13 protein-coding genes are annotated in these 21,799 nt (G+C 40.2%); 5 read left to right on the plus strand and 8 right to left on the minus strand.

Features of this window, described 5'->3' with window-relative positions; all coding sequences use genetic code 11:
* Nucleotides 1-18: 18 nt before the first annotated feature.
* The 5 genes from R2R35_RS11110 to clpB form a co-directional block, all read right to left on the minus strand.
* Nucleotides 19-1,182 carry a glycoside hydrolase family 130 protein gene (locus R2R35_RS11110; protein ID WP_317734592.1) on the minus strand — a complete coding sequence of 388 codons (1,164 nt, stop codon included), beginning with the start codon at nt 1,180-1,182 and terminating at the stop codon, nt 19-21.
* Nucleotides 1,183-1,537: 355 nt separating this feature from the next.
* Nucleotides 1,538-2,710, minus strand: coding sequence for an AGE family epimerase/isomerase (locus tag R2R35_RS11115; protein WP_317734593.1), 1,173 nt, complete (start codon nt 2,708-2,710; stop codon nt 1,538-1,540).
* A 366-nt stretch (nt 2,711-3,076) separates the two neighbouring features.
* Nucleotides 3,077-4,669, minus strand: a complete 1,593-nt coding sequence (locus R2R35_RS11120; RefSeq protein WP_317734594.1) for a DEAD/DEAH box helicase — start codon at nt 4,667-4,669, stop codon at nt 3,077-3,079.
* A gap of 520 nt (nt 4,670-5,189) precedes the next feature.
* The gene (locus R2R35_RS11125; protein WP_317734595.1) at nt 5,190-6,167 is read right to left on the minus strand and encodes a DHH family phosphoesterase; all 978 of its coding nucleotides are present in this window, start codon (nt 6,165-6,167) and stop codon (nt 5,190-5,192) included.
* Between the two features lie 555 nt (nt 6,168-6,722).
* A complete protein-coding gene (gene clpB, locus R2R35_RS11130; protein WP_317734596.1) occupies nt 6,723-9,320 on the minus strand; it encodes an ATP-dependent chaperone ClpB in 2,598 nt (865 codons plus the stop codon).
* Between the two features lie 609 nt (nt 9,321-9,929).
* Here clpB and R2R35_RS11135 point away from each other — a divergent pair.
* Complete coding sequence (locus R2R35_RS11135; RefSeq protein ID WP_317734597.1) at nt 9,930-11,939, plus strand: KUP/HAK/KT family potassium transporter; 2,010 nt, start codon at nt 9,930-9,932, stop codon at nt 11,937-11,939.
* 217 nt (nt 11,940-12,156) lie between these two features.
* On the opposite strand, the gene R2R35_RS11140 is transcribed toward R2R35_RS11135, so the two are convergent.
* The gene (locus tag R2R35_RS11140; RefSeq protein WP_317734598.1) at nt 12,157-15,375 is read right to left on the minus strand and encodes an alpha-mannosidase; all 3,219 of its coding nucleotides are present in this window, start codon (nt 15,373-15,375) and stop codon (nt 12,157-12,159) included.
* 1,137 nt (nt 15,376-16,512) lie between these two features.
* On the opposite strand from R2R35_RS11140, the gene R2R35_RS11145 reads away from it, so the two are divergent.
* Nucleotides 16,513-17,394 carry an AraC family transcriptional regulator gene (locus R2R35_RS11145; protein WP_317734599.1) on the plus strand — a complete coding sequence of 294 codons (882 nt, stop codon included), beginning with the start codon at nt 16,513-16,515 and terminating at the stop codon, nt 17,392-17,394.
* 64 nt (nt 17,395-17,458) lie between these two features.
* Here the strand turns inward: R2R35_RS11145 and R2R35_RS11150 are convergent, their stop codons facing one another.
* On the minus strand, nt 17,459-18,061 hold the full coding sequence (locus R2R35_RS11150; protein WP_317734600.1) for an FMN-dependent NADH-azoreductase: 603 nt from the start codon (nt 18,059-18,061) through the stop codon (nt 17,459-17,461).
* A gap of 270 nt (nt 18,062-18,331) precedes the next feature.
* Here R2R35_RS11150 and R2R35_RS11155 point away from each other — a divergent pair, with 270 nt between their 5' ends.
* Nucleotides 18,332-18,715 (plus strand): helix-turn-helix domain-containing protein, encoded by a 384-nt coding sequence (locus tag R2R35_RS11155; RefSeq protein WP_331670278.1) that lies wholly within the window; start codon nt 18,332-18,334, stop codon nt 18,713-18,715.
* Here R2R35_RS11155 and R2R35_RS11160 read toward each other — a convergent pair.
* On the minus strand, nt 18,707-19,669 hold the full coding sequence (locus R2R35_RS11160) for a GIY-YIG nuclease family protein (protein WP_317734601.1): 963 nt from the start codon (nt 19,667-19,669) through the stop codon (nt 18,707-18,709). The genes R2R35_RS11155 and R2R35_RS11160 overlap by 9 nt on opposite strands.
* A 166-nt stretch (nt 19,670-19,835) precedes the next feature.
* Here R2R35_RS11160 and R2R35_RS24705 point away from each other — a divergent pair, with 166 nt between their 5' ends.
* Nucleotides 19,836-19,910, plus strand: coding sequence for a hypothetical protein (locus R2R35_RS24705; protein WP_442872290.1), 75 nt, complete (start codon nt 19,836-19,838; stop codon nt 19,908-19,910).
* A 107-nt stretch (nt 19,911-20,017) separates the two neighbouring features.
* Nucleotides 20,018-21,742: a S8 family peptidase gene (locus R2R35_RS11165; RefSeq protein WP_317734603.1), complete on the plus strand. Its 1,725-nt coding sequence runs from the start codon at nt 20,018-20,020 to the stop codon at nt 21,740-21,742.
* Nucleotides 21,743-21,799 lie beyond the last annotated feature (57 nt).

Here is a 21,799-nt window from a genome sequence, read left to right on the forward strand (position 1 = left end):
AAAATCAGCCCCTTAAAATTATTTTAAATATTCCAGATTCTTAGCAATAAAATCACATCTCTGCTTTACACAGTCCACGGAACGAAGAGGATCCACAGGTGTATGAAAGGTATAATCCAATAGCTTATCAATCGTTGTCGCCGCTACATGAAGCCTTGTATCAGAAGAAGCGTAATAGATATATACTTCTCCGTTATCTCTTGCTATGGCACCGTTTGTAAAAGCTACATTGGAGACATCCCCGACTCTTTCTTCCCCTAAAGGAGCAATGAAGAAACCGGAGGGCTCTGCAATCACTTTTGCAGGATCTTTTAGATCTGTTGCAAATACGTAGATAACATAACGAAGTCCTGCTGCTGTATTACGTACACCATGGGCAATATGAAGCCAGCCTTTTTCAGTCTTAATTGGAACAGCACCTGCACCGTTTTTCGCTTCTGTTATGGTGTGGTATTTTCTCTCACTTGTAATGATTTCTTCATCGATTACTGCATTTGTGATATCATCGCAATAACCAAAACCAATACCGCCGCCGGAACCTGTATTAATAAAGTCATCCATAGGTCTGGTATAGAAAGCATATTTTCCATTAATGAATTCGGGATGAAGTACCACATTTCTCTGCTGAGGTGATCTTAAGGTCTTTAAGTTAGGCAGCCTCTCCCAGGTCTTTAAATCCTTGGTTCTTACAATTCCGGCTTCTGCTTTGGCAGCGGAAAGATCAGAGCTTGTAGTATCCTTGCTTTCGGAGCAGAATACACCGTAGATATAACCGTCTTCATGTTTGGTAAGTCTCATATCATAGACATTGGTCTCTTCCTTGCAGGTATCAGGAAGAAGGATCGGATAATCCCAGAATTTAAAGCCTTCAGTAGGGCTGTCACTTTCTGCTACACCAAAGAAGGATTTTCTGTCATTTCCTTCAATTCTGGCAACCAGATAATATTTTCCGTTTAATTCAATTGCTCCGGAATTAAATACCGCATTTACACCAAGACGTTCCATAAAATATGGGTTCGTCTCCTCGTTTAAATCATATTTCCAGAACAGGGGAATATGCTCATTGGTAAGCACGGGATTAACATATCTGTCATAGATACCGTTAAAAATCGGGCTTACTTCATTGCTCTTATTAACTAATTTATTGTATTTCTCTAACTGTACATAATAATTGGGATGCATTTTCTGCCTTCCTTTCGATTATTTCTTTTGCATTCAACTTTTCAATGAGTTTTTTCCATAAAGTCTTTTTATATTATTTCTTTTTAAGCATGATTTCATTATTATATTGAACACATTTTTCTTAATACTTCCTAAACACGATTTCTTCTTTATATTATTTCTTCTTAAACCTGATTTCTTCTTAAACCTGATTTCTTCTTAAACTTGATTTCTTCTTTTACATTACTTCTTTTTAATTTGATTTGTCTTTTACATTACTTCTTTTTAATTTGATTTGTCTTTTATATTACTGCTTCTTAAATTTGATTTAAAAATGTTTCTTTTTATTAATTTTCTTCCTATCAATGGTTGCTACTTACCAGTCAATCCCTCTCTTAATAACTTCAAAGCACATTCTTCCGTTATGATAAGGGCATTTCCAAGGTCCCACGATTTCTTTCCTGCTAACAGGATGTCCATCTTTATCAAGGTCGTAGAACCATTCAGAGCCTTCTCTTTTATCAATAATGTACTCTTTTATAAAATTCCAGATAGTCTTTCCTGCACTTAAGTAATCCTCTCTCTCAGGAGTAAGCTGATAGCCGTTAAGGAAACCAAGGAGTGCCTCTGCCTGTACCCACCAGATCTTGGTCGTATCTATTTCGCCTTTGAAATCTTCGTTATTCAAAGAGAAACCATCATATCCCACCTCTAAAATGTGCTGTCTTAAGGCCTCGGTTACAGCAAACATTTTCTTTGTATAAGCTACGTCTCCAAGAACTTCACAGCCTCTGTCTATCAGCCAGGAAGCTTCGATGTCATGACCATAAGAATTAAGATCTGATATAGACTTCATATTCTCATCAAAGAAAACCTCCAGGATTCTGCGCTCTTTATTGTAAAGAACATCTGCGAACTGATCCATCATCCATTTTAAATCCTCGCCTACCTGAGGATTTTTATCCACACGGTAGAGTTCTGTATAAGCTTCAAATACATGGAGCAGGGTATTCATAGTCTTGCTGGCTAATAATCCGTTCTCAGATAATTTCTCATTATCTACCGGCTGGAAGGTTCTGTCGAAGGCTTCCAGGTATCCAACAGAATCCTTGCATTTGGTTTCAATAAGTTTGTATATACCATAAGCAATGTCAAGAGCCTCTTTGTCACCGGTAGCTCCATAATAAGAAGACAGGGCATAAATAGCAAAAGCCTGATTATAGGTATGTTTCATGGAATCCTCTGGCTTGCCGTCATAGGTAAGTGACCAGTATACGCCGCCATATTCCTTGTCAAGGCAATGATCTTTCAGAAACTCATATGCATGTTTTGCATGCTCTAAGCACTCTTTATCACCTATTGTGGTATATGCATTAGTGAAAAACCATAATATTCTGCTGTTTAATATTACACCCTTTATTGCTTCTTTGTGCAAATTCAAGTCGAAATCGTAAAATCCGTAGTATCCTCCGAATTTTTCATCCTTAAAACTCTTCCAGAAGGGAATTATCTGCTGTGTTAGATTCTCTTTAACTTCATTAATAAACACTGATCTTCACGTCCTTTCACATTTTTACCTTCGCTTTCATGGTTATTATAACATAGTTTTGGGCAAATACAAGAAGTTAGTTCACTTTTATTGCACATTTATATGTGGTTTATTAGTGCATTAATAATGCATTATATGGTTCTTCTCTAATCCCTCGGACTTAAGGATAGTATATCCTAATCCCAAAGGAAAAAATTACTTCACTTGTTAATTTATCTGTTTCGTAAAATTCTCTTATTAGAATTCTTCATTAACTTATCTACCTCAGCTTACAATAAAACACTTTGTAAATCAACTACATATGGTAAAACAAAAGGCTGCTCCAAAAAAGGAACAGCCTTACATTTTATATATTACTTTTATATATTACTTTCTGTTGGCAGGTTCAATATTAATGCTCTTGCCTTTAATCTTCGCATCTTTCATTACCTGGATTACATCAGAAGCATATTCTCTTGGTACTTCCACGAAAGTGTATTTATCATACATATCGATGGAGCCGATTAATTTACCAGGCATTCCGGTTTCTCCGGCTATCGCACCCAGGATATCTCCAGGTCTTGTGTTCTGCTTCTTTCCGATGTTGATAAAGAGTCTTACCATTCCGGCTTCTGCTCCGGTATCGCCATAATCTTCAAACGCAGCTTTTTCTTCAATCTGCTCGTTCTCGTCACCCATGGACATTTTAAGGAAAGCTGCTGCAATATCAAGAGCTGTACAATCTGCTGCATTAACTCTTTCTTCAATGATTTCCACCATTTTTGTCAAGTCCTCATCAGCCAGAATGTTCTGAATACGATCCAGGATCTTTTCTGCTTTTACTGCTGTTACGTCATTAATGGACGGTATGGGCTGTGCTAAAATCTTAGTCTTACAATATCTCTGGATATCTTTTAATTTGTATACTTCTTTCCCTACTACTAAGGTAAAGGCTCTTCCGGTTCTTCCGGCTCTTCCGGTTCTTCCAATACGGTGAACATAATATTCATCGTCCTGAGGCACATCAAAGTTAAATACCGCTTCTACATCATCAACGTCGATACCTCTGGCTGCTACGTCCGTCGCTACGAGAATTTCGGTTTTGCCGTTACGGAAGCTGTGCATAACCCTGTCACGCTGCTGCTGCTTTAAATCTCCGTGAAGTCCTTCTGCAAAATATCCTCTTCCCTGAAGAACGGATACCAGTTCATCCACCTGTCTCTTTGTGTTACAGAAAACCAGGGATAACTTAGGATCATACATATCAAGAAGTCTGCATAATACTTCGTCCTTGTTCTTAGGTTTTACATCATAATAATACTGCTCAATCTTAGGAACAGTAAGCTCCTTCTTAACCACCTTGATAATCTGGGCATCCTTCTGATACGTTCTTGCAATGTCCATGATAGGCTTTGGCATAGTGGCGGAGAAGAGTACTGTCTGTCTCTCTTCGGGAACATCCTTTAAGATGGTCTCGATATCCTCACGAAATCCCATGTTAAGCATTTCATCCGCTTCATCTAATACGATTAATTTTACTTCATCGAACTTAACGGTCTTTCTTCTCATGTGATCCATTACACGGCCAGGAGTACCAATTACAATTTGTGTTCCTGCCTTTAAGGAGCGGATCTGCTTGGAAATTTCCTGTCCTCCGTATATAGGAAGCACCTTGATTCCATGCATGTATTTACCGAGATTTCTTACTTCTTCTGCTATCTGAATGGCAAGCTCTCTTGTGGGGCTTAATACAACTGCCTGTAAATGTTTGTTCTTCATATCTATTGCCTCTAACAGAGGTATACCAAAGGCTGCTGTTTTACCAGTACCTGTCTGTGCCTGTCCTACAATGTCTTTTCCCTCCAGTATAACCGGTATTGCATTGGCCTGAATGGGAGAGGCTTCTTCAAAGCCCATATCTACGATAGCTTTTAATATCGGCTCGCTGAGCCCTAACTCTTCAAATCTAACTGTGTTCATAAATATACCCTTTCTATTCTTGAATTCTTTCAGTGTTTATCCTGCTGCGGCTGTATAATTTCATCAATCTGCTTATAATTAGTATCCCGCTCTTATCAGTCTTCCTGTGCAGCCTTACACAAATTACTGCTAATCTTTACTGCACACAGACTTCCATCAAGTTATTAGAACCGCTGTATAAGTTATTTTTCATCCTTTTCCGTAGCAATACTTTAACAGTTAAAGTTTTGCCGGTCTTTTCATTTTTATAAAAGCTGTTGTCCATTATTCTTCTTTAGAAGTTTAATTCTGCTTCTTAAAGCTTTATGTGAAATTAGGATAAAATAATATTAACTTATATATAAGCATCTGTAAAAAGATATTCATCTATAAAAGGAGCTTAAACCCATAAAAAAAGCTCTTGGTCGATTAGGACAGAGAGCTCTATATCTTATATTAGCTGTATTCCGTAATTATTCCTTTGCTCCAGATGCTTAATCCAGATAAATGTACCGTTGGTATTATATCACGATTAAATATATTAGTCAATTATTTTTTTTGCAACATATTGGATCAGGCGCTGTTCCACCAGGGAAGACATATTAGAAATAGCCGTTTCCTTCTCTAGTCCTGGAATGAATCCAGCAGCCATAACGGCATGACCGCCTCCGTCACCATGCCCTTTCAGTGCCCACTTAATTGCTTTTCCGGCATCGATCAGAGGTGTTGCGCTGCGGATTGAAAATTTTAACCCACCCACCCGGTAAGCATACACTAAAGTCACATCCAGTTCCGAGAGACTAAGGAGGAAGTCTGATATACTGGCCAGGATAGCTTCGGAGTAATCATTTCCAATCTTTACGATTCCTAACCTGCCATAAATCTTTAAATTGGTTATGGCTTCTTTGTAGGCATTGAGGTCATCTTTTGTAAGAGAGCTTTTGTCTAACTCCCGTAACTTCTCTTCATCTGCTCGTCGAAAGAGAAAGCTGAATACTTCTACATCCTGCTCCGATACTCTTCTGGTTAGATTTCCAGTATCCATCTTAATTCCATAGGTCAGGGCCGTTGCTACCGGCTCTTCCGGCTCTATGTCATTTTCCATAAAATATTCACCGATAATGGAAGCACAGGAACCCATGGAACTTCGAATATCAAAGAATCGATAGCTGTCTGTATCCTGCAGAGGGTGGTGGTCTATACAGGCTATAATTTTCCCAGGGAACTTCTTTACATTGATATTTCCTTCCTGAGAATCCACCAAAAGAATCTCATCCATTGCAGTTATGATAAGTTCTTCCCCTCTCCTGACCGGAATAGGAATCAGCTCTACCATCTTAAGGGTATTAAACTTATCAATCTGTCCGCTGTAACAGATGGTTGCGTTAATTCCTCTGTTCTTTAAAAGTGCGGCCAGGCCAAAGGCAGAAGCCAAAGCATCCTGATCCGGGTAATTATGTGTTTGTATATAGACATGTTTATTTTTTATGAACGATATCAGGTTATCTAACTTTGTCACTTTTATCCCCCCAGTCACCAAAGCCTTCTATAACATATGCTGCTGATATACCATTTATGGGTATTATATACTATCACATAGTAAAATGCACGAAAAACCATTATTTACACATTTTATACACTATTCTGAGATGCATTTCCTTATGCTGAATTGCAACAAAGAGTCTGTCTTGCCCAGATACCATGATATCTGTTATCATAGTGTATACTCCTTCAGTCCGTCAATACATCCAGTCCGTCAGCGTATCCAGTACGTCAGCACACTCAGGCCGTCAGTGCATTCAGTCCGTCAGTGCATTCAGTCCGTCAGCGCATCCAGTCCGTCAGCGTATCCAGTACGTAAGCACATCCAGTACGTCAGCGTATCCAGTACGTCAGGCTTTTATAGCAAGACGCATTTCTTAATGGCATCAAAAGAGGATAGGTTATATCAGCGAACCTTATTCCCACTGTATAACCTATCCCTCTAGTTGTAAAGTTTCCAGTAATATATTACTGCTACTGTAACAGCAATTATGATACTTTTTTACTTCTTCACTTTTTCTTCAAACGATGCTCAAACAGATACTGCTTTTCTGACACTGCCTGAAAGCCTATTATCACTTACATCAATTACAATGGTATCTTCCGCATCCACTTCATCACTTAAGATCAATCTGGCACTTAAGGTCTCAACATTCTTTTGCAGATACCGCTTCAGAGGCCTTGCACCGTAGACAGGGTCATATGCCTCTTCTACTACGAAATCCTTGGCAGCTTCCGTTAGCTCTATCGTTATTTGGCGGTCGGACAACCGTTTGTTAAGTTCATCAATCAGCAGTTCTATGATTCCTCTGATATCCTTTGGTGATAATGGTTTAAACAAGATGATTTCATCCAGACGGTTTAAGAATTCAGGTCGGAAATGGTTCCGCAAATCGTTCATTACAAGTTCTTTGCAGCCCTCCAATATATTTCCCGCTTCTCCGATACCCTCCAAAAGATAAGAAGAGCCTATATTAGAGGTCATAATAAGAATGGTATTCTTAAAATCTACGGTTCTTCCCTGTGAATCTGTGATACGCCCGTCATCCAATACCTGGAGCAGTACGTTAAACACATCGGGATGGGCCTTTTCAATCTCATCAAATAGTACTACAGAGTAAGGTTTTCTCCTGACTGCTTCCGTCAACTGTCCGCCTTCTTCGTAACCTACATAGCCAGGAGGCGCTCCAATCAGCCTGGATACCGAATATTTCTCCATATATTCACTCATATCAATACGGACCATGTTCTGCTCGTTATCAAAGAGAGCTTCTGCCAGTGCTTTGGCAAGCTCCGTCTTACCGACACCGGTAGGACCAAGGAATAAGAAGGAACCTATGGGTTTCGTAGGGTCTTTGATACCGGCTTTGGACCTTAGGATAGCATCTGCAACCAGCCTTACTCCTTCGTCCTGTCCCATAACCCGTTTGTGCAGTTCTGCATCCAGATGAAGAGTCTTCGCCCTCTCGCTTTCCGTCAGCTTGGATACGGGAATACCTGTCCAGCGGGATACAATCTTCGAGATTTCTTCTTCACTTACGCTTTCATGGACAAGGGTGTGCCCTTCTTTTTTAACTTTCTCTTCTTCTTCCTGCAAAAGTCTGGTTATCTGGGGTAGCTTTCCGTATTTTAATTCTGCGGCTTTGTTCAAATCATAGTTTCTTTCAGCTATTTCTATCTCATTGTTGAGGCTTTCCAGCTCTTCTCTTAACTTCTGCACTTTTTCCACGGAGGATTTTTCATTGTCCCATACTGCCTTACCCGCTGCAAACTGTTCCTTTTCTTCTGCCAGCTCCCTTTGCAGGTTCTCAAGGCGCTCCAGACTTAAACGGTCTGTTTCTTTCTTAAGGGCTGCCTCTTCAATCTCAAGCTGCATGATATGCCTGCTGATATCATCAAGTTCTGTTGGCAGGGAATCAAGTTCCGTCTTTATAAGGGCACAGGCTTCATCCACCAGGTCAATGGCTTTATCCGGCAGAAAGCGGTCAGAGATATATCTGTTCGATAAGACTGCGGCTGATACCAGGGCACTGTCTGTTATCTTAACTCCATGAAAGACCTCATAACGGTCCTTTAAACCTCGTAGAATAGAGATTGTATCCTCAACAGTGGGTTCTTCTACCATAACCGGCTGAAAACGTCTTTCCAGTGCTGCATCCTTTTCAATATACATACGGTATTCATTTAATGTGGTCGCACCGATGCAGTGAAGCTCGCCTCTTGCCAGCATGGGTTTTAACATATTTCCAGCATCCATGGCACCTTCTGTCTTACCGGCACCTACAATGGTGTGAAGCTCATCGATAAAGAGAATGATCTCACCTTCGCTGTTCTTGACCTCTTCAAGGACAGCCTTCAGTCTTTCTTCAAATTCACCACGGTATTTCGCTCCTGCAACCAGCGCACCCATATCCAGTGCAAATACCTTCTTATTCTTCAGCCCCTCAGGAACATCTCCTCTTACGATTCTCTGGGCAAGGCCTTCCACTACAGCAGTCTTACCGACACCGGGTTCTCCGATTAAAACCGGATTGTTCTTGGTCTTTCTGGATAAGATTCGAATAACATTACGGATTTCCGCATCTCTTCCGATTACAGGATCAAGCTTTTGTTCTTTCGCTCTTTCTACCAGATCAGAGCCGTATTTCTCCAGCGTATCATAGGTAGCCTCCGGATTGTCGGAGGTAACCCGCTGATTGCCTCTTACGGATTGCAACGCCTTTAAGAAGCTGTCCCTGGATATGCCAAAGGTCTGAAAAAGTTCCTTCAGTTCTTTACTGGGCTGCTTTAACAAGCTCAGAAACAAATGCTCCACGGAAACATATTCATCTCCCATTCCCTTTGCTTCATCTTCCGCATAAATAAGTACTTTGTTCAAATCATTACTGATATAGACCTGACCACCGGATACCTTATGCCTTTTATTTAAAAGTCCTTCTACCTGTGCGGCAAAGACTTCACCTACTATCTCCATCTTCTTAAGGAGTTTCATGATAAGGCTGTCCTCTATGGTCAGCAGACTAAGCAGCAGATGTTCCTGGTCAATTTCCTGATGTCCGTATTCCATTGCCAGCTTTTCGCAGCTTTGGACTACCTGAATGGAATTCTGAGTGAATTTGCTAATATTCATTTAACTACCCCCTTCTAAGTACTTTTGATTTGTTCTATAACTAATATAACATTTATATTTATTAAATGCAAGAGCTAATTAAAATTTTTGATTTTTGCTCCACTTTTACGCTTAAGTGATGGACAAATGACAGCAATTACTATAATATATTACAGGAGTGTTAAGAGACACAAAAAACACTCTGTCGTTAAGTAAAGCAACCACCTTTCTAATGTGTTAATTTCGATAGAATCAAGTTGTTTTTTCTTAATAATTTCAAGTAAGAATCAGGAGATGATCAAACAGCCGCAGCATAGTTGAAGGCCAGCCTACTATGCAATGACATACAAACGGCATTCATTATAAAATAATTTTTACGGTTAAGGTAAACAATAGCATAGTATTACCTTGTCAAAGTATATTTTTAGCCGAAACGAACCGTTTTAGTTCGTGCTATATAAAGGAAGAAAAAATATTCCAGCATTTTGACACGCTGGAGCAGTTAATCAAACATTTTGCAAAGGGGTAAAAGAGTGAATTTAAATTTAATATCGAAAGGCTGCCATTCGGAGTTACATTCACTCCCCCTGATATTGTAAGCGTGTTAAATCACGCAGACGGGAGCCTAAGATGGATATTTCATCAAAAAAATCCAGAATATCCAAACTGACATTGGGAGGGATTCTGGTAACATTAGGTGTAGTATACGGAGATATCGGTACTTCACCACTTTACGTAATGAGATCTGTTCTTATAGGGAACGGTGGTTTAGAAAATGTATCCGAAGATTTTATTCTCGGAACTTTATCTTTGGTATTTTGGACGCTCACTATATTAACAACAATTAAATATGTAATTATAACCTTAAGAGCTGACAATAATGGAGAAGGCGGTATCTTCTCACTTTTTACACTGGTAAGAAGCCGTTCCAAATGGCTTGTCATCCCCGCAATGATTGGAGGCTCCGCTCTGTTGGCAGATGGTATGCTGACACCGGCAGTTACCGTCACCTCCGCTGTGGAGGGCTTAAAGCTGCTCCCGGTATTTCATGACTTTTTTTATGGCAATCAGAATAATATCGTTATCCTGGTTATTGTCATTATCTGTCTGTTGTTTTTTATTCAGCATATTGGAACGGAGTTTATCGGAAGGCTTTTTGGCCCCATTATGTTCTTGTGGTTTGGCAGCCTTGCTTTATTTGGAATTATCAATCTTGCAGGAAATTTTTCTCTTTTACGGGCATTATCACCACATTATGCCATCAGTATCCTGTTCAGTGATGATAATAAGCTTGGCTTTTTTATTTTGGGCAGCGTTTTTCTTTGCTCAACCGGTGCTGAAGCGCTCTACTCTGACCTTGGGCATGTAGGGAGAAAGAACATATACTTTACATGGCCTTTTGTTAAAATAAGCTTATTATTAAATTACTTTGGTCAGGGTGCCTGGATTTTATCCGCGAAAAACAATCCCTCCCATGCCTTATTGGAGGATATCAATCCGTTTTACCAGATGATTCCCAAAGGCTTCTTAATGTATGGCATCATAATATCTACCTTTGCTGCCATCATAGCATCCCAGGCTTTGATTTCAGGTTCCTTTACGCTTGTATCAGAAGCAATAAAGCTAAATCTTTTTCCCCGATTACATACACTATATCCCTCCTCTACAAAAGGTCAGTTATATATACCTGCCGTTAACCGGATATTATGTGTGGTCTGTATCGGAATTGTTCTTTACTTTCAGAGCTCCGAGAAAATGGAAGCAGCCTACGGTCTTGCCATTACCGTTACCATGCTTATGACAACCATCCTGCTATATAACTATATGCTGAAGAAAAAGACTCCTGTAATACTTGCAGTGATTATGCTGGTTTTCTTTATGTCCTTTGAGATCTCGTTCTTCCTCTCAAATATAATTAAGTTCTTTCATGGTGGTTTTGTTGCGGTAATCATTGCAGTCTCAATACTTTTTATTATGTACATCTGGGATAGGTCACATATCATCAAGATGCGTCACCGTGAAATCGTGCCTATTGAAAATTATATCAAACAGCTGAGCCAGTTGCGCCATGACCCGGACATCCCGAAATATGCAAGTAATCTTGTGTGCCTGACAAACTGCCCCAATCCAAAAGAAGTGGAACGCAAGGTAATGTACTTCCTACTGGATAAAAAGCCAAAAAAAGCCGATGTCTACTGGTTTGTAAACGTTTATGTAACAGATGAGCCTTATCAGGCAGATTATGTAGTTGAAAAATTTAAGACTTCCTACATTGTTAATATCCAGATTAATCTTGGATTCCGTGTTGAACAGAATCTAAATATATTCTTACGCCAGATATCAACAGAGTTGGTAAACAATAAGGAAATTGAGCAGCAGTGCAATATTTACTCCATTCTACCCAATCGTAAGCTGGGAGACTTCCGTTTTGTGTTTATTGAAGAAGTGCTTTCCCATGAATCTTCTTTGTCCGGTTGGGATTCCTTTTTGCTAAGAACCAAGTTCTTTATACAGAAGTTCACGGTATCTCCGTCAAACTGGTTTGGACTTGACACCAGTGATGTTTATATTGAAAAGGTTCCAATGATCCTTGGTCATTCCAACCGTACCGTCTTAAAAAGAAGCTCAAAGTCAGAATAATTTATGTTGTGTAAAAAACACAAACCCCGATTTTCGGCTTAACAGCTCAACATAAAAATCCCAGACATGCAGTCAAGGCAAGGGTTCAGCCTTTACGACATATCTGGGATTTTGTAGTTCTGAGCTTTGAAAATCAGTAAAAATACAATTCTATTACAGTCCCGATGAAAGAGCCAATGATTAAACCAAAATAGCTATCTATTTCTTCATAAAGTCTCTAGTCTTTTAAACCCAAAGATACTTTCAAGGTATTTATCTCAAATGGTTTGAATTCCAATGTACAGGATTTACCTGATGCAGTATCTTTCGCGAGCCCTGACTGACTGGTCTCCTTTTCCATCAGGTCTACCAGCTGTATATCTTCTGCTTCAAAGGCCAGATTTATTCTGGTTTTGACTCCTCTTCCATGGCATTCATACAGGCGCAGGATCAAATCTCCGCTTTCCTCGCATTTCTTAACAGCTTCAATAATAACATTCTCTGCCTCCACTGATACCAGTGATTCAGCTTCTGCTATCATAGGACAATCAGCCGCAAATACCTGGAGAGGTACATTCAATTCATAACCTGCTCTAACCACTCTGCCTTCCATATAATCCCCTCTATGAGGATACAGGGAATACGTAAACTCATGTCTTCCCTTATCAGCAGCTGTATCGGGATATGCAGTGCTTCTTAACAGATTCAGATCAATAACATTGTCCTTTAATTTATGACCGTACTTACAGTCATTTAGAAGTGCGACTCCGTAGTCTCCCTGAGACATATCCACCCATTTATGGGCACTGACTTCATATTTAGCCATATCCCAAGAGGTATTTCGGTGAGTAGGCCGTTTGATATTGCCAAACTGTATTTCACAGGTGGCTTCCTGGGCTCTTACGTTTACCGGGAAAGAGGTACGGAGCATCTTAGCACTTTCCTTCCAATCTGCCTGGGTTACAAAGTCAATACGACGGCTTCCCTCTGTGAGGATTACTTTCTGTACCATATGAGATTCACCGGAAACAGTGCGGAAATGATTCTGCCTAATAAGCTTGGGCCCCTCACGATAAACTTTGCACTCCGTGAGAATCAAAGTCTCTCCGGGTATCTCATCATAATAGATAGGGAAATCCCAGGCATCTCCCTGATCTTCATAGATTACCAGCTTGTTTGCAGCCTCTCCGGTTGCAATAACTTCTCTCTTTTCTTCTTTATCATAGATGGATTCGATGAAGCCATCAGGTGAGAATACTACAACATAGCTTTCGTTCTCAAGTGTATTCTGCTCTGAACCCTTCCTATCCTCGAGAATATTAACCTTGTAGGGCAGAATTACAGGTGTCCCCTCAGCTGAGCTCTGTCCTGCGGCTGTAGTGGCAGATAGAGAGGCATTTGCAACTGCAGCTGTAGTTGCTGCTGTATCATAATTATTTTCCTCAACAGACAGAACACAGTAACCCATAGCTGGAACCTTCGCTTTTATCCAGGTATTATTGTAAGGCAGCCATTCCTCCCTATCCCAGGATAAGGAGTTAAAGACACGTACACTGTCGGCTGCTGCTCTGCTTTCAGTTATAGCAGCTTCCTGCTGCCCCTGCAAATCACCAAGAGAAGTATACATTTCCTTTACTGCCGCTTCCGTTTCCAGCAGCATATTTTCATAACGTTCAAGAGATTCACTGTATACTCTGGCAATGGAGGAACCCGGTAAAATATCATGGAACTGATATAACAAGGTTTCCTTCCAGGTCTTATCAAGAAAGCCAGAAGGATATATATCTTCTGTAATCTTCTTATTTCCAGTCTTTAGAACATTCCAGGCAGCTGCGAATTCAAGCTCTCTTAAAGCCAGCTCCAGCTTTCTGTTGTACCTCTTATTACGCCCCTGAGAAGTATAGGTTCCCTGATGAAACTCTAAATACAGTTCTCCCTTCCAGGTCTTATAAAGAGAATCCTCTGTATCAATCCTATCAAAGAAAGCCTGTGCCGGTCCCTGGGATACGGGAATAAGCCCCTCCAGGTTCTTCTCTCTCTTAAGTCGTTCCAGATGCTCTTCTCCCGGTCCGCCTCCGCCGTCACCGATACCAAATAACAACAGACACTCCTCACCGATTCCCTTATCCAGAAACTCTTTCTCAGAATGAACAATAGCCCGGGGTGCTGCTGAACTGTTATAATTCCCTTCCGGCGGCATATGTGCCAGAATCCTGCTGCCATCCAACCCTTCCCACCAGAAAGTATGATGGGGATGCTTATTGAATTTACTCCAGGAGAGCTTAATCGTCATAAAATAATCTACACCGGATTTCTTTAAAATCTGGGGTAACGCTGCAGTATAACCAAAAACATCCGGCAGCCAGAGGTTTTTTATATCCTGTCCGAATTCCTCTCGAAAGAACCGCTTGCCAAGGAGAACCTGGCGAATCAGAGCTTCACCGCCAGAGATATTGGTATCCGCTTCTACCCACATGGCACCCTGAACCTCCCAGCGGCCTTCCCGGATTCTCTCCTTCACCTCTTCATAAAGAGCAGGATAATACTCCTTGATCCATTGATACAGCTGAGCCTGGCTGGCACCAAAGATATAATCCGGATATCTTTCCATATTCCTGAGCGCCGTGGAGAAGGTTCTGGCACCTTTACGAATTGTCTCCCTAATCGGCCACAACCAGGCGAGATCAATATGTGCATGTCCTAAGGCATTGATCTTAAGAGAAGAATCTCCGCCTTTCTTATTCAGTTCTTTGCTAAGGATATCCCTTGCCCTTCTGGCTTCCTCATTGTTATAAAGATGAAGCTCATTGGCAGCCCGGTTAAGGCTGTGAAGAAGACTGTGATATCTGGCTTTATCTTCGCTTAAGTAAAGCATCAATTCCTGAAGCACCTCGAAATCAAAATAAAGCTGCTCCAAATCCTTGTTGCAGACTGCAATGAAAGCCTGCCTTACGATTCCGCTGTCCTGATATTTACCAAAAAGGTCATTGCAGCCGGCATCTGCCCACAGATCAATTTTTTCCCCTGCCTTAAGTGTTCTGTTAAAGCGAAACACCGTTTTACCCGGTCTGCCTAAGGAATAGTCATATTCTGAGGAAACATTGGTAAGACCTCTTACTGGTTTCCCCTCCTCATCCACTACGCAAAGCTCTCCGTTTATGTCAATCAGCAGAACAGATTCCGCAGCCCCAATGTCATTCACACCAGCTGCAGCAACCTCTGAATCCTCTGGTACAGTTCCGGTAAAATGAAACCATCCGCACTCAAACAGACCGCCCCAGCTATCCCCTATCTCAATCTTCTTCTCTTTACCCGTAGTCCTGTTCATAAAAGCAACCGGTTCCGGCGTCAGATAAACCGTCATATCAAGGGGCGCTATAATTTGAAATATGGCTTTCTTGATTCTATCCTGTACCCCTGGCAGTCTTTCCTTCATATTAGGCAAATAGTATGGCATAATAACCTCCCTAAAGTTTTATCATAGTTAAAATTCAATCATAACCCATCTCTTATTACTCTGTATCCTTATCATTCTGTACCCTTATTACTTTGTACCCTTATCACTTTGTATCCTTATCACCTTGTATCCTTATCACTTTGTATCCTTATCACCTTGTTCCCTTATTACTCTGTATCCCTATCATAATAAAGACCCGCATTATTTTCATGCCAATAGCAACTCAAAATATCTCATTATTTTATCTCTTTTAATTTCTCAAAGTCTGCCACAACAAGATAACAAACAGCAATTGACTTGCATAACGCTTATACTTATAATGAAACTATTACCAAACTAACATCTCCATTTTATAGGCATGGCATCCTTTATACCAAAACCTTGTTTCTCAAAAGTTTTATTGTTCCTTAAACCTTATTTGCTATCAACTTTTAGTATAAATATATATTTGCCATCAGCTGTATTGTTCGTAGAAATTTTTATACTCTATAAACTTTATATTATGTTATTATAACCTTAGTTCAAACTTTAGGCGTTCGTATTAATAGTATTACGAAGTAAGCAAGGACAAAAAAGTACGATAGGATTAACCCTGATAAAATATAATCACATCGTACCCTTATTACTTAACTCACCATGCTATTCTAAAGCATTATAACTGTATCAAAAAGTCAAGCTCAATGTTCTACACTATAGCCACAAGACCTTATTTACTGAATTCCATATTTACACCAGTCCTTATTAACACAAGTCCTTGCAATAATAACCTTATGAGTAAAAAACAAAAAACTCACCCCACATGTATCAGGCAAATTGCACAAACCAGAAAGAACGAATGCGCCTATGGAAAGGTATTAGAAGTCCTTTTCTCTGGAGGCTTTGTGCTATGTTATAAAACAGATTGTTTGAGCGAAGCGAGTTATCTGATTTATAACATGCCCAGCACAAAGCCTCCAGAGAATTAGGACTTCTTATACCTTGGAATTGAAGCATACGTTTTTCTGGTTTGTGCAATTTGCCGTCCCCTTTTGAGTACCTCCCCTTTTGAGTATCTCCCCTTTTGCCACCCCCTTTTTCCACCCCACTTTTATTTTTCCATACTTATCCCCCTTCCAGAAAGGCAGGCAAAATCCAACAATGAACCCTTTATTGGTTTCCCATGAAGAATGGATCAGCAAAGACCTCCCCTTTGCATTAAGAACTGATATCCTAACGGCACATGTAATCCCCCATTGTCATAATTACATTGAATTTAATTTTACAGTGGCCGGCAGTGCCATCGAGAAAATCAACAGAATAGAACATACCTTAAGACCCGGTACCTTCACTTTATTATTCCCTCATCACATTCATGAAATCCTGGCAGCACCTGAGTCCCCGGTTACCGTAATTGTCGGAAGTATAAAAATTGAGAGCTTTTATGACAAAAAAGGAGATTTTCTTGCCCTGACGGAGCTCTTAAGCCAGGCTGCCCTGGACAAGATCCCTTATAATGAATTCGGGGAAGAAGTCACGAAAGAACTGACTGGTATATTAAGAACCATGGAACGAGAGCTGATGGAGCAAGGCAAATGGAGCGCTCTGATGTTTAAAAGCAAGCTGATGGAACTGCTGATTACCTATGACAGAAACCGTACTCTAAGACAACTGCCCGCTGAGGGAAAGCGTATCCTGAGCCAGAAGAGCGGCGTATGGGATATTATTACTTATGTATCTCAATACTATCAGGAGGATATTACCTTAGAGGAGCTTTCCAAACGGTTTCATATGAGCGCTTCTCATATCAGTTCCTCCTTTCATCAGCTGTTAGGGGAAAACTTTCACAGATATCTGGAGAAGATACGCCTGGCACAAGCCTGTGATCTGCTCCTTTCTACGGATTCCTCTGTCCTGGATATCTGCTATGAAACGGGGTTTAGATCATATAAGACCTTCTCCCGGGTATTTCGTAAGAATCTGGGGCTGAGTCCCACCGATTACCGAAAGCTGCAATCAGTTAATCAACAAAAGAAGCAGTAAGACAGGATACTCCCTTCTTACTGCTTCTTTTGTAAAATAAATTTATGGATTAACAATAATTGGATTAAAACTCCTTGGCCAGGTTCTTTGCTTCTTCGATGGCTTTACCGACAATACCGTCAATATCCTGTCCGATTACATCCAACTGGTTAGCCGCTATGGTCGTGTAATCTGTCACTCCCATAAATCCCAGGATTGTCTTAAGGTATTTGTCTCCCATCTCAATTTCAGCCATAAAACCGGATGTATAATCTCCGCCGCGGGAGGTAATATTAACAGCTTTCTTATCCTTGCATAAACCAACAGGACCTTCTGCCGTATACTTAAAGGTTACATTAGCAACACAGATATAATCAATATAAGCTTTTAAGATGGCAGGTACGCCTAAATTCCATAAAGGCTCTGCTAATACATATTTATCTGCCTCAAGAAATTGATATGCATATTTCATAACAGGATTGTCACTGTTGTCCTCTGTATTAGCTCTTAATTTCTGCAAATCCTCTACAGACAGGCTGTCAATTCCTTCTTTGTATAAATCCAATGTGATAACTTCATCAGAGGGATGATTCTTCTTATAACTTTCTATGAACTCATCTGCTATTTTATAGGTTCTGGAAAGACCTTCAGGTTTTGCATTTGCTTTGATATAAAGTACTTTACTCATTTATTCTCCATTCTGTATACCTTCGTACACGCTTAAATAGTAGGTTGCATTTTTCAGATATCAAGCAAGCTGTTAATCGCCTTATTAATATTTGCCATGAATGCCTCCTTTTATCCATTGTGTAATATTAAGTCTGCCTATTGATTTTGTAATCAAGACTGTTATAATTATAACATACGGTACCCTTAAGACAAGTAGGCACTAAAAAGTACTATAGTACCCAAAAAGATACTTAAAATACCCACTCTATAGATAGGAGTTTCTATGACAATGAACGAAGACATGCATGAAGTATGCCATATGCGTGACAAATGCATAAAGTTTGATAAATGCCCTATGGTTCTGGTTCAGGATATACTGTCCGGTAAGCGTAAGATTCTGATTCTTTGGTATCTCAGCTATAAAGCTCTCCGGTTTAATGAAATCAAAAAGAAGCTGCCGGATGTTACGCAGAAAATGCTTACCCAGCAGCTTAGAAGTCTGGAGGAAGACGGACTTATCCTCCGAAATGTTTACCCGGTGGTTCCGCCAAAGGTTGAATATTCCCTGACAGAACTTGGTCAAAAGATTATACCGATTCTTGAACTAATGCATGGTTACGGAACAGAATACCTGACCACCGCCAGTCAAGGAGACTTAACATCGTCAGGATAAGAACTCTACCGCTTCTTCGGAAAGATCCGATATTTCAGAATAGAGTACATCTCGAAAGTCTATTCCTGCTTTTTCATTATCCGGCAGTATTAGATTTTTCTGAATTGCCTTGCTCGCTTTTAGGAAAGCTTGCTTCTCTTTCTCCGTAATTTTCTCTCTATAAGAAGTATTAATCACATTTCCGCCGGATACATAGAACATTTTGTAACCGTCTCCCACCGGAAGTTTTATGAGTATATCTCTTGAAGCCAACGCTTTATAACCGTCCAGTCCGTTCTTTAACATACCAAAGCAAATAATCATATCCCGGTATATAGAAGCCATCTCAAATCGGCAGGCCGCGGCAGCTTCCTCTAATTTCTCCTGAAGGGCTTCTGTCAGGAGGACAATATTCTCCTCTTCCTTAAAAAGCTCCAGCAGCACCTCCCTGTTCTCATAAAAGGTATCCTGTTCCATAACGAAAGGAAACATATGATATTCCACTTTATACCTGCCGTTACTTTTTCTTATAGGATAGAGGTTCTTAAGCCTTCCCAGAAAATCACTGATGGTATACCTGCTGCGAAAGGGTCCGAAGCAGTTGTCCGTCCTTTCCTCTGTTATTGCTAAGGCATTATGCTTATTATAATTTTCAACCCTGATATAAAAATATCTGCCGTCATTTTTCATTTGGGCATTAAAACGGGGCCTGACCTCTTTTATTAAGGTACATTCCAGGAGCCTGGCCTCCAGATGGGTATCCGTTACAATATAATCTATATCTTTTATCATGGATACCATACGGCTTATCTTTTCCCACTTCGGATTTTTCACAAAATAGGATTGTACCCGGTTACGCAGACATTTGCTCTTTCCTATATAAAGAATATTCCCATTCGCATCCAGCATTTTATATATTCCCGGCTGCTTGGGAATCTGTGATAACTTCTCTTTGGTTATGTATTTATGCTCCATTCTTTTATCCTAACGTTGAACCTCATTTTCATTTCTTACTTGTCTATCATAACACAAACAGGCAATTCCAGTCTATTCGTTTGTTATAGGCTATTATCGATTGATTAGGCCGTGGGGTTACTCCCCTTAACGGGCAGGACGGGTTCTCACGAACTCCACTAATGTTATTTATGTCGTAGTATCACTTCTTAAAATTGCAAAAATCAAGAATATCATACATGCCTTCGATATGGATGCCTGATTATAATCGGCAAAAGAAATCCATCCATTAATCTTTCGAAAAGTTTTTGGTCAGTTCTATCTCCTTCGTTCATATAAATAAAATAAATGATATATCGAGGTAGTTCCATGACCGAATCCGAACGGTTAAAAATTACAAGTGAAGCTTTTGCAGATTTAATTATCAGCAATACCACCAGGGATGAACTTTTAAGGACTTACCCTGACAGTTCAGTTAGTACGAGCTTCGCCAATTCTTCCATTGTTCATTTACCTGTCGCAAATATGGATTTTGACAGTATTAATAGATTTGGTTATAACAGTATTCCTGCCTGCTTCGGTCTGCTGACAGCTGATAGCTTTGCACCTGATTTTAATTTGGGGAATCTTCCTGAACCCTTTGAGACCAAAGACGGCTACAGTGGCAAAGAGGTATTGATTGGATTTATTGATACAGGAATTGATTACCGAAATACTGCCTTTATTAAAAGTGACGGTACCAGCCGGATTCTATCTATCTGGGATCAGACAATTGAAAGTACCAATTATCCCGAAGGTTTCTTTTATGGTACCCAATACAGCAATGAACAAATCAATACTGCCCTGACATCAGCAGAACCTCTTTCTATCGTACCAAGTATCGATGAAATCGGGCATGGAACTATTTTAGCTGGTATTGCTGGGGGTAACCCTAATGCCAGCTACGGCTTTTCAGGTGTTGCTATCGATATTAATATCGCAATGGTTAAATTAAAACCTGCCAAGGCTTATCTCAAGGAATTTTTCCTCATTCCGCCCCAGTCAATCTGTTTTCAGGAAAATGATATCATTAATGGTGTCACTTATCTGAACCAGCTTGCAAATCAGTTAAAGAAACCTCTGGTTTTATGCCTCGGTATTGGTACCAGTCAGAGTGACCATACCGGTAACAGAGCATTAAGCAGATACCTCTCCTCCATAGGTGAATTACCGGGAAGAGGAGTCGTTGTCTCCGCTGGTAATGAAAGCAACCGGGGAAGTCATTACTATGGGGATATCAAACCTCCTGACTCTTTTGATGATGTAGTGCTGACGGTTGGAAAGGATACCTTTGGCTTTACCCTGCAGTTCTGGGGAACCTCACCTAATTTATTCTGGATTGATTTATATGCACCCAATGGCGAATTTATATCCAGAGTTCCCCCCATAACAGGTAAAAGTATCGTTATCGTTATAGAGGAAATGACATTGATTATAGACAGTCAGATAAAAGAACCCTTTACTGCAGAACAGTTTATCGTTATGCGTTTTAGCAAACCCATACCAGGTGACTGGCACTTCTATGTGTATGGTGTTACAGGGGATTTACCCATGCGATTTCATTTTTGGCTGCCGCTTCATAATTTTCTTACACCAGGGACTGTCTTCGGCAACCCCAATAATTATACAACCATAGTCGCCCCGGGTAACAACAGTAGCTTAATCTGTGCTACTGCTTACAATCCCCAGAATGCTACTCTCTATTTTTATGCCAGCAAAGGAAACACCATCAACAATTACCCCAAACCCGATATTACTGCACCTGGTGTCAATTCCATAGCTCCTTTTATAAATGGTAATTATGTAACCGCAACAGGTACCAGTATTTCCTCTTCTTATATAGCAGGTGTACTTGCTCTGTTACTGGAATGGGGCGTTACCAACGGCAACTATACGGAAATGAATAATACCCTGCTTAAAAAAATCATTACGCAAAGTGCCAGCAGAAGACCGGAAGTCAGTTATCCCAACCCGGATTGGGGTTATGGTATTGTAGATATCAGTAGTCTGGGCGGCGTGATTAATTCTATATTAAGAGTACAGGAGATGAAATAAAGATATTTATAGATGAGTTCCTGACATCCTACTTCATATCTGTGAGATAATATTCAT

It is taken from the genome of Anaerocolumna sp. AGMB13020 (assembly GCF_033100115.1).
Lineage (GTDB): Bacteria > Bacillota > Clostridia > Lachnospirales > Lachnospiraceae > Anaerocolumna.